We start from the raw sequence: 8,139 nt of genomic DNA on the forward strand, positions 1-8,139 counted from the left end.
CGGTGCGATCACCATGACCGCATCGGCCCGGCGGCGCGGTTCGACATGCTGTTCGATGATGGCCAGTATCGCCTGTTGCCGACGCCCGAAGTCCGCGAAGACCCGCTCAAGTTCAAGGACAGCAAGCGCTACGTCGACCGGTTGAAGACCGCCCGCACCGCGACCGGCGAGCGCGATGCCTTGATTACCGCGCGCGGCCCCATTGGCGGCCATGACGCGATCGTCGGGGTGCAGGATTTCGCCTTCATGGGCGGATCGATGGGCATCGCCGTCGGCGCCGCGATCGTCGCCGGGATCAAGGCCGCGATCGACGCGAGACTGTCCTATGTCCTGTTCACCGCCGCGGGCGGCGCGCGGATGCAGGAAGGGATATTGAGCCTGATGCAGATGCCGCGCACTACCGTCGCGCTGGCGACCCTGCGCGAGGCCGGACTGCCTTACATCGTCGTGCTGACCGACCCGACGACGGGCGGTGTGACGGCGAGCTACGCGATGCTCGGCGACGTCCAGCTGGCCGAACCCGGCGCGCTGATCGGGTTCGCCGGGCAGCGGGTGATCGAACAGACCATCCGCGAGAAATTGCCCGAAGGGTTCCAGCGGGCGGAATATCTGCTGGCGCACGGGATGCTCGACATGGTCGTGGCGCGTGGCGCGCTGACCGCGCGGCTGGCGGCGCTGCTGGGCTATCTCGCGCCGGAGAAGGCGGCCGCGTGATGGCCGACGGAGCACGGTCGGAGGACCCGGCCGTCCAGCACCAGCTCACCCGTCTCGCTGCCCTGTCCCTCGGCGGCGACCGGCTCGGGCTGGAACGCGTCACCGTCCTGCTCGGCCGCCTCGGCGACCCGCAGGACGCGCTTCCGCCGGTGCTCCATGTCGCCGGAACCAACGGCAAGGGCTCGACCTGCGCCTTCCTCCGCGCCGGGCTGGAAGCAGCGGGCCTCACCGCGCACGTCTTCACCAGCCCGCACCTCGTCCGCTACAACGAGCGCATCCGCCTAGGCGGCAGGTTGATCGACGACGTACACCTTGCCGCGCTCCTCGGTGAAGTACTCGACATCGGCGCCGACCTCGAACCGAGCTTTTTCGAAGCCACCACCGCCGCCGCCTTCCTCGCTTTCTCCCGCACTCCGGCTGACGCGCTGGTACTCGAGGTCGGCCTCGGCGGCCGGCTCGACGCGACCAATGTCGTCGCCCGCCCGGCGGCGTGCGGCATAGCCAGCGTCGGAATCGACCATCAGAGCTGGCTCGGCGATACGCTGGGTGAAATCGCGCGCGAGAAGGCCGGTATCGCCCGGCTCGGCGTGCCTTTCATCGCCTTGGCCCAGCCGTCTGAAGCCCTCGCCGCGATCGAGGCCATGACCGCCGAACGCGGAGCGCCGCTCCTGCTCGAAGGCCGCGACTGGACGCTGGACGAGAGCCTGCGCCCCACTCTCCCCGGCGCGCACCAGGTCCGCAACGCCAACCTCGCGTGGCAGATGCTGAGCGCAGCTGCCCTGCCCGTCACTGTTGACCAGTATCGCACCGGCCTCGCTACCGCCTACTGGCCAGCCCGCCTTCAGCCCCTCGCCGACGGCCCGCTGACCGTGGGCCGCGACATAGTGGTCGACGGCGCCCACAACGCAGACGCCGCCCGCGCTCTCGCTGCCCATCTGGCGTACGACCCGCGCCATCTGATCCTCGGCATGCTCGCCAACAAGGACGCCCCCGCGATCGTCCGGACACTCCGGCCCCACGCGCTGAGCCTGACGTTCGTTCCCATTCCCGCTCACGATAGCCACTCCCCTGTCGCGCTGGCCAACCGCTTCGGCGGACGTGCGTCGGCGTCACTGCTGGATGCCCTCGACGGCCTCCCCTCGCCGATCCTTATCGCGGGGTCGCTATACCTTGCGGGGGAAGCGTTGCGGGCAAATCTCGAGTTTCCCGACTGATCCGCCGCGCCACCGCGCTCGACCGGATCCACTCCAAACTGACGAACAGCGATGAAAGGAAGCCGAACGCTGCGGTCCAGCGGAACACGGTGGCATAGCCCAAAGTGTCGAACAACTCACCCGCCACCCCGCGCAGTAGGGACCCGACGAGAAACGTCAGCGACCCCAGCAGGGCATATTGGACCGCCGTGAACTTCTTCGACACGATCGACGAGAGGTAGGCGACGAACGCCGTCAGGGCCAAGCCGACCGAGATATTTTCATAGCTGATCGCCATCAGCAGCCGCATCATCCGGTCATCCGATCCGAACCATCCGGCCAGCGCGCTCAGCCCGATCGCGTGCCCGACCATGTCCAGATGAACTCCGCCCTCGGCCAGGTCGGCATAGACCAGATTGCCGAACGGCGGCAGGATTGCGCCGAGCAGGACCGTAGGAAACCGCCCGATCCGCGCGAACAGATAGCCGGCCAGGCTGATCCCGATCATCGTCATGAAAATGCCGAACACCTTTGACGCGAACGCCACCTCGTCCTTCGAATAATGAAGGAAATCGAGGTAGAAGGGGAAGGCGAAACTCGACCAGATATTATAGCAAAGCGCATAGGTCAGGATGAATCCCATCACGATCAACACGCCCCACCCCAGCCGCTCCGACAGCTCGGCCAGCGGCGAGACCAGCGCGCCGTACATGTGATTGGCCGCCGTGCGACCGGCACCATGATCGGTGTCGGGCGTCGCCATGACGCTGCGCCCATGTGCCTTGAGCCAGTTGACACTCGCCGCGATGACTAGCGGCACGATCACCGTCGCAACGATGATCCACGGACCGTAATATTTAGTGAAGTCGGCCACCGACGGCGGCTTGGCCCCCGGCGCGACGAGCAGCATCGACGCCATGAAGTGCCCAATCGTGATGATCGCCCATGCCCAGCAGACGCACACGATCGCGAGCGCGATCAGGCGGGTTCGTGGCGCAACCTCGCCCGCCTGGCTCAGCGCCTCGTTCATCGCGCCCTTGGGCGGGCGGGCGGTGTCGGGCGCGCTGAACGTGACAAGGATGACCACCGCGATCAGCGCCGCCATCAGCAGGTAGACCAGGCTCCAACTCATCCGCGCTGCCAGCACTAGCGCCACCGCCCCGCCGACGATCGAGGCGGTGCGATAGCCGAACTGATAGATGGCCGAAAGCAGCTCGACCGGCGCCGCCTCATCGGCGACGTCGATCCGCCACGCATCGACCGCGACATCCTGCGTCGCCGAGGCGAAAGCGGCGATCACCGCGAAGATCGCAAACCAGCCGATGTTCGCCACCGGATCGGTCAGCGCCAGCATCACGAACGCCACGACCAGCACCGTCTGACACAGCATGATCCAGCTCTTACGTCGCCCAAACCGGTTGAGTCCGGGAATTTCCAGCCGGTCGACCAGCGGTGACCAAAGGAATTTGAACGCATAGGTCAGTCCGATCCACGACAGCACGCCGATCGTCGCCAAGTTGATCTTCACATCGCCGAGCCAGGCGTTGAGTGTTCCGATCAACAGCGCATAGGGTAGGCCAGACGAGAACCCGAACCCCAGCATCGACCCCGCCTTGCGATTGCCCAGCGCCAGGCGCAGCAGCTTGAGTCCCTTGGGGCGGGGGGTGGGCGCGGTCGCCATTCGAAACTCCGGTTTGTTAGCGGGCGACTTTAGCCGCCGCAGCGGTGGTGGCTAGTGCGGACGTTCTCCCTGCCCCTCCTTCGCGCGCCCGCAGGTTTGACGAAGCCAGCCGTCGACCCTCGCCGCGTTGCAGCATGCAACCCGCTTGCGTCGCGGTCATTGCGGGTCCAGATTCTTAACATGGATATGGTTTCCCTTACGTCTCGCCCGAGTTCCGGCCAACGTGCTCTTGCCGATTCGCTGGCGCGCGGCGATGCGGCGATGGGCAGCGGCATCGCCCACGTTGCCGCCGCAACTTATACCAATCCGCACCGTTTCGAACGCGAGCAGGAGCTTATCTTCTCTCGCGCACCCCTCCTGCTCGGTCCGTCCGCGCTGCTTCCGCACGTCAACCAGGCGGTGGTCCATGACGGCTATGGCGTCCCGCTGATCATCAGCCGTGACGGCGACGGCCATGTCCATGTCCTCGCCAACGTCTGCCGCCATCGCGGCACGCGGCTGCTCGATAGCGAAGGCCCGGTCCCTGCGACGCGCATCGTGTGCCCCTATCACGCCTGGGCCTATCGCGCCGACGGCACGCTCGCTTCGCTGCCGCGTGCCGAATGCTTCCCCGGGCTCGACAAGGCCAAGCACGGCCTGGTCGAATTTCCGTCGCTCGAGGCCGGCGGGTTGATCTGGTTCGCGCGCGATCCGCATCCTGATTTCGCCGACGCCGCCGCGCTCGCCCCCGATCTCGACGCATTCGGCCTCGCTGGGCTCCACCTCTACAAGCGCCGCACCCACGACGTCGCCGCCAACTGGAAGCTGGTCATCGACGCCTTCCTCGAAAGCTATCATGTCCAGCGGCTCCACGCCGCGACCATCGCCAGCTTCTTCGCCGACGGCATCACCGTCGCCGACGAGATCGGCATTCACCAGCGCGCCGCCGTTGGCCGCTCCGATTATCTGTCCGAGATCGACCGCGACGACTGGACCGCATTACGCCGCGCGGTAACCTACACCTATCAACTGTTCCCGTCGGCGGTGGTGATCGTCAGCCCCGACTATATCAACCTCCTGATCGCCATGCCGCAGGGCGTCGGCCACACGCTGGTCGAAGACGTCATGCTGATCGCCGAGGAGCCGCAGACCAACGAGGCCGAGGCGCATTGGCAAAAAAGTTGGGACCTGCTCGACGGCGGTACCTTTGGCGCAGAGGATTTCGGCGCCGCAGCATTGGGCCAACGCGGACTCGACAGCGGGCTGATCGACCAGATCACGCTTGGCACGCTCGAAGACGGCATCGCCAACTTCCACCGCAAGATCGACGCCGCGCTACGCTAGCGAGGTTGGCCGCTATTCCTTCGTCACTGCGAACAACTCCAGCCCCTTGGGCAACTTTGGCGTCTTGCCCAGGAGATGCGCCTCGACCGCCAGGATAGCCTCCTTCAACACCTTGTCGGTATAAGGCTTCGTCAGGCAACCGATGGCGACGTCGCGCGCGTCGTCCGGACAGCGCCCGGTCACCAGCAGTACGGGCACCCCGCGCTCCTTTGCCAGCCGCGCCAGATCGACGCCGCTGCGCTCCCCATTGAGCTTGACGTCGGACAGGATCAGGTCGACTCCGCTCCCATCGAGCGCTAGGGCATCGAGCGTGGCCAGCGCGTCGCGCACCTTGTCGCATGTCGCCACCACTTCGTAACCGGCGGCTTCGATCAGCACCTCGTTGTCGAATGCCGTCAGCGGTTCATCTTCGACGACGAGGACGCGCTTGACGATTTGCTTGCGCTTGCTGAACAGCACGCCAATTCCCGTTGAAGGAGTGAAGATGACGTCGCCGCAACGAACGAAAACTGGTTCGGTGCCGCGCCGCGAACGCGGCGGCGCAAAAGAGGCGCGCGGACCCCAGGGACCACGCGGACCCAAGCCCGGTCCGGCCCGCGACGACGGCCCCCAGCGCATCGCCAAACTGCTCGCCCGCGCCGGCATCGCCTCGCGCCGCAATGTCGAGCGGATGATCGCCGACGGTCGGGTCGCCCTCAACGGCGACGTCCTCACCACCCCTGCGACGATCCTCACCGACCTCGCCGGCGTGACCGTCGACGGCAAGCCGGTGGCCAAGCCGGAAGCAGCCCGCCTGTTCCGCTATTACAAGCCGCCATCGACGCTGACCGCTGAGCGTGATCCCAAGGGTCGCCCGACGATCTACGACCGGCTGCCGCCTGGCCTGCCGCGCCTGATCCCGGTCGGCCGCCTCGACTTCATGACCGAGGGGTTGCTCCTGCTGACCAACGACGGCGAGCTGAAGCGCCAGCTCGAGCTTCCCTCGACCGGCGTCGTCCGCCGCTACCGCGCCCGCGCGTTCGGCGAGGTCACCCAGCAGCAGCTGGAGGATCTGTCCGAAGGCGTCGAGATCGAGGGTATTCGCTATGGCTCGATCGACGCCAACCTCGAACGTCGCACCGGCCGTAACTGCTGGATCGAAATGGCGCTGGCGGAAGGCAAGAACCGCGAGGTCCGCCGCGTCCTCGCCTATCTCGGGCTGCAGGTGTCGCGCCTGATCCGCACCGATTATGGCCCGCTGACGCTCGAAGGGCTCGATACCGGCGACGTCGCCGAGGTCCCGCGCGAGGCCTTGTTCGTGTTCCGCAAATCGCTGCGCGGCGGGCGCAAGCCGGTCGGCGAATGAGGATCATCGCTGGCGAATGGCGCGGCCGGCCGATCGTCGCGCCGCCGGGCGACGCCACCCGCCCCACCGCCGATCGTACACGCGAGACGCTCTTCTCGATGCTCGTCAGCCGCCTCGGCAGTTTCGAGGACCTGCGCGTCGCCGACCTGTTCGCCGGCTGCGGCGCACTCGGGCTCGAGGCGCTGTCGCGCGGCGCGGCGCATGTCAGCTTCATCGAGAACGACATGGCGGCGGTCAAGGCGATCCAGGCCAATCTGGCGAAGCTCGGCGCCACCGCCCGCGCCGAAGTCCGCCTCGCCTCGGCGCTCAAGCTTCCGCCCGCCGCGCCGTTCGACCTGATCCTCGCCGACCCGCCCTATTCGCCCAAGGCGTCGATCGCGGTCATCGCCAGTATCACACGCGCCAACTGGCTCGCAGATGGCGGCTGGCTGGCGATCGAAACCCAGCGCAAGCAGGCGGTGACGGTACCCGATCACCTAACCCTCGATGCCGAACGCGACACCGGTCCGGCGCGGATCACGCTGCTGAGAGGCTAGCTCTTTTTCGCCGCTGACTTGGCGCCAAGATTCCCGACTTCCTTGAGGATTCGCGCGCCGATGGCCGCCGCCGCCGCTTTGCCCGCCGCCTTGACCGCCTTGCGCGATCCGTCGCCGGAGGCCGCGCCATTCTTGGCCTTCGCGCCATGATCGGCAATCGCCGCCACCGCTGCCATCGCGCCGATCGCGAGCAGATCGCTGATCAGCGGGTGATCGGCCAGCTTCGCCAGCGTCTCGACGCCATGATCGATCTCGACCTTGATCTTGCTCTTCTTCTTCGTCCCGCCCTTGGCTTTGCCGTCGGCCTTCTTGGCCTTCTTCGTTGAAGTCTTCGCCATCGCGTCTCTCCTAAATCTCGATCTTCCGCATGTCGGCGTCGGGGAACGGAATCGCAAGGGCACAGGCCGCCTCGCGCTCGTGCCGCAGCCACTCGAGCGCATCGACCGGGCGCAGCATCACCGGCATTGCCTTGGGATGCACCGCGCCGACCATGGCATTGGGCGCGCACGTCAGGAACGCCATGTACGGCCCGTCGCTTCCATCCTTGGCCCCTGGCCGCCACAGCCCGGCGAAGGCGAACAGCGGGTCGGCACCCTCGTTAAGGCCGAACCAGTGTTTTACCTTGCGATTCGTTACCGGGTCGGCCTCCGCACTCCATTCGCAGAAGCGTGTGACCGGCACGATGCAGCGCCGCTCGAGATTGCCAAGCGCCGACCTCCAAAACGGGCTGTCCAGATTACGGACATTGGTCACCGGCCGCCCCTTCGCCGCCGACGGCCCGGGAAAGCCCCACACCATCGCGTCGAGCCTCAGCCCATCCCCGCTCGCGCGCAGGACCGGCGCCGATTGCCCCGGATAAATCTCGTCGAAGGGCGGCAGGTTGTCGCGATCCCCGTCGAACGCACCGAACACCGCCTTAAGCTCATCGACGCTTGCGGTCATCGTGTAGAGATTGCACATCCCGTCACTGTTGCGTCCCGTTCGATCCGGCGCAACCATTCTTGCTCTTAGAGAGCGTCTGGAGTAAGGGCGCAGCCGTCCTTCGGACGAAGATCGTCCGGGGAAGCCCGTCTTTTGGCGAGCGTCGAGGGTCCGGAAGGCATTGCCCCGGGGTCGCGGCGCTGTTCAGCGCAGGCTTTCCCGAGCCTCTTCGTCCAAGGATGTCGCGTCGGCATGGGGTCGTCGCGGCGGACAGGGTTTCACCAAAGTCCGCTCGACGGAAGCCGACCATGTTGGTCCGGCCAGCGGCCGAAACGCTTTTTGAAAGAACAACCACTTCATGGCCACAACGGCATTTCCAACCCGCGACGATTTCGCCGCGCTCCTCAATGAATCGCTTGGCGGCGA

10 protein-coding genes are annotated in these 8,139 nt (G+C 66.4%); 5 read left to right on the top strand and 5 right to left on the bottom strand.

The window, feature by feature from the left end; genetic code table 11:
* Window positions 1-714, top strand: a 714-nt coding sequence (locus RMN84_RS05415) for an acetyl-CoA carboxylase carboxyltransferase subunit beta (protein WP_309611179.1), incomplete at its 5' end; no start/stop codon positions are given.
* Window positions 714-1,928 (top strand): bifunctional folylpolyglutamate synthase/dihydrofolate synthase, encoded by a 1,215-nt coding sequence (locus tag RMN84_RS05420; RefSeq protein WP_309611180.1) that lies wholly within the window; start codon window positions 714-716, stop codon window positions 1,926-1,928. The genes RMN84_RS05415 and RMN84_RS05420, both read left to right, overlap by 1 nt.
* Here RMN84_RS05420 and RMN84_RS05425 read toward each other — a convergent pair.
* Window positions 1,864-3,588 (bottom strand): AmpG family muropeptide MFS transporter, encoded by a 1,725-nt coding sequence (locus RMN84_RS05425; RefSeq protein ID WP_309611181.1) that lies wholly within the window; start codon window positions 3,586-3,588, stop codon window positions 1,864-1,866. The genes RMN84_RS05420 and RMN84_RS05425 overlap by 65 nt on opposite strands.
* Window positions 3,589-3,768: 180 nt before the next feature.
* Here RMN84_RS05425 and RMN84_RS05430 point away from each other — a divergent pair, with 180 nt between their 5' ends.
* Window positions 3,769-4,911, top strand: a complete 1,143-nt coding sequence (locus RMN84_RS05430; protein WP_309611182.1) for an aromatic ring-hydroxylating dioxygenase subunit alpha — start codon at window positions 3,769-3,771, stop codon at window positions 4,909-4,911.
* A 12-nt stretch (window positions 4,912-4,923) separates the two neighbouring features.
* Here RMN84_RS05430 and RMN84_RS05435 read toward each other — a convergent pair whose 3' ends face one another.
* Entirely contained in the window at window positions 4,924-5,370 is a 447-nt protein-coding gene (locus RMN84_RS05435) for a response regulator (protein ID WP_309611183.1), read from the bottom strand.
* A gap of 25 nt (window positions 5,371-5,395) precedes the next feature.
* Here RMN84_RS05435 and RMN84_RS05440 point away from each other — a divergent pair, with 25 nt between their 5' ends.
* Complete coding sequence (locus RMN84_RS05440) at window positions 5,396-6,256, top strand: pseudouridine synthase (RefSeq protein ID WP_309611184.1); 861 nt, start codon at window positions 5,396-5,398, stop codon at window positions 6,254-6,256.
* Complete coding sequence (gene rsmD / locus RMN84_RS05445; protein ID WP_309611185.1) at window positions 6,253-6,792, top strand: 16S rRNA (guanine(966)-N(2))-methyltransferase RsmD; 540 nt, start codon at window positions 6,253-6,255, stop codon at window positions 6,790-6,792. The genes RMN84_RS05440 and rsmD overlap by 4 nt, the downstream gene beginning before the upstream one ends.
* Here rsmD and RMN84_RS05450 read toward each other — a convergent pair.
* The 3 genes from RMN84_RS05450 to RMN84_RS05460 all read right to left on the bottom strand — a co-directional run.
* A complete protein-coding gene (locus RMN84_RS05450; RefSeq protein WP_309611186.1) occupies window positions 6,789-7,130 on the bottom strand; it encodes a hypothetical protein in 342 nt (113 codons plus the stop codon). The two genes, rsmD and RMN84_RS05450, sit on opposite strands and share 4 nt — an antisense overlap.
* A 10-nt stretch (window positions 7,131-7,140) precedes the next feature.
* Window positions 7,141-7,791: an SOS response-associated peptidase family protein gene (locus tag RMN84_RS05455; RefSeq protein ID WP_309611187.1), complete on the bottom strand. Its 651-nt coding sequence runs from the start codon at window positions 7,789-7,791 to the stop codon at window positions 7,141-7,143.
* A 126-nt stretch (window positions 7,792-7,917) separates the two neighbouring features.
* Window positions 7,918-8,139: hypothetical protein (locus RMN84_RS05460; RefSeq protein WP_309611188.1), on the bottom strand; the 222-nt coding region annotated here is incomplete at its 5' end.

The organism is Sphingomonas sp. (assembly GCF_031380695.1).
Lineage (GTDB): Bacteria > Pseudomonadota > Alphaproteobacteria > Sphingomonadales > Sphingomonadaceae > Sphingomicrobium.

What these genes read in the sequence shown, in the direction of transcription:
- RMN84_RS05425 (WP_309611181.1), bottom strand. Translation starts at nt 3,588, where the DNA reads ATGGCGACCGCGCCCACCCCCCGCCCCAAGGGACTCAAGCTGCTGCGC.
- RMN84_RS05420 (WP_309611180.1), top strand. Translation starts at nt 714, where the DNA reads ATGGCCGACGGAGCACGGTCGGAGGACCCGGCCGTCCAGCACCAGCTC.
- RMN84_RS05450 (WP_309611186.1), bottom strand. Translation starts at nt 7,130, where the DNA reads ATGGCGAAGACTTCAACGAAGAAGGCCAAGAAGGCCGACGGCAAAGCC.
- rsmD (WP_309611185.1), top strand. Translation starts at nt 6,253, where the DNA reads ATGAGGATCATCGCTGGCGAATGGCGCGGCCGGCCGATCGTCGCGCCG.
- RMN84_RS05430 (WP_309611182.1), top strand. Translation starts at nt 3,769, where the DNA reads ATGGATATGGTTTCCCTTACGTCTCGCCCGAGTTCCGGCCAACGTGCT.
- RMN84_RS05455 (WP_309611187.1), bottom strand. Translation starts at nt 7,791, where the DNA reads ATGGTTGCGCCGGATCGAACGGGACGCAACAGTGACGGGATGTGCAAT.
- RMN84_RS05440 (WP_309611184.1), top strand. Translation starts at nt 5,396, where the DNA reads ATGACGTCGCCGCAACGAACGAAAACTGGTTCGGTGCCGCGCCGCGAA.